This window comes from Thermoactinomyces daqus, assembly GCF_000763315.1.
GTDB classification, from domain to species: domain Bacteria; phylum Bacillota; class Bacilli; order Thermoactinomycetales; family Thermoactinomycetaceae; genus Thermoactinomyces_A; species Thermoactinomyces_A daqus.
In genome coordinates this window covers 1-854 of sequence record NZ_JPST01000049.1, presented here as the reverse complement: position 1 = coordinate 854, position 854 = coordinate 1, and the positions used below count along the sequence as shown (strand labels likewise).

The 854-nt window shown below is 49.1% G+C and carries 2 protein-coding genes; both read left to right on the top strand.

Annotation, left to right across the window (positions count from 1 at the left end; translation table 11 throughout):
* The first annotated feature begins 70 nt into the window (after positions 1-70).
* A complete protein-coding gene (locus JG50_RS0116025; RefSeq protein WP_033102141.1) occupies positions 71-358 on the top strand; it encodes a transposase in 288 nt (95 codons plus the stop codon).
* 14 nt (positions 359-372) lie between these two features.
* On the top strand, positions 373-854 hold a 482-nt coding region (locus JG50_RS0116020; RefSeq protein WP_152568623.1), incomplete at its 3' end, for an IS3 family transposase.

The following is an 854-nucleotide window of genomic DNA, read 5'->3' as shown; positions in this document are numbered from 1 at the left end:
TAATGACCCCATACGCTTCCAGACGAAAGATAAAGTATAATGGAAGGAAGCAAGAAAGGGGTCGTTTTTTATGGGGCGGCGAAAATGGACTGCTGAGCAAAAAATGGAGATTGTGTTGGCTGGAATGGCGCCGGGGGCCAATATCTCTGCTGTTTGCAGAGAGTACGGAATTGTGCAAACTCAGTATTACAAATGGCGAGAGGCCTTTATTCAAGGGGGCCTTAGTGCCCTGAAAACGGGCATCTCCAATCGTGAACAGGAGTTGGAAAAAGAACTGGAAAAGGCCAAAGCACTCATAGGTGAAAAGGAGATTCAAATTGAGATTCTCCGAAAAAAGACGAACTGGGGCCGAAGGTAAAGACCAGGGATTTGGTGCGGATCCTGCACGGCGAGGGGTATTCGGTCCCACAAATCACGGTTGCCCTTCGCATCAATCGCACCTACGGATATGCTCTGCTCAAGGAGTATGAGCCCAAGAAGCACGAACGCTCTGACGAAGCAGGGCTTCGTCAGAAGATCCAAGAGCTTTGCGGAGAATTTCCGACCAATGGGTACCGCCGAATCCGAGTGTGGCTGTACAAGCGCTATCAGCTTCGTGTTAACCACAAGCGTGTTTACCGAATTATGAAAGAGTTAGGTTTGCTAACCCGTTCCAAAGGAGGAACGGCGAAAAGAAAAAAGCAATCGGGCCGGATCCCGGTCACCAGCTCTAATCAGCATTTTCAAGTGGATATGACGAAGATTTGGTGTGGACGTGATGGCTGGGGCTACTTGTTTGCTGTGATTGATGCCTATGACAAAGAAATCGTGGGCTATTCCTTCTCACGGTTCTGCCGAACCGATGAGCTTCTTTC

What these genes read in the sequence shown, in the direction of transcription:
- JG50_RS0116025 (WP_033102141.1), top strand. Translation starts at nt 71, where the DNA reads ATGGGGCGGCGAAAATGGACTGCTGAGCAAAAAATGGAGATTGTGTTG.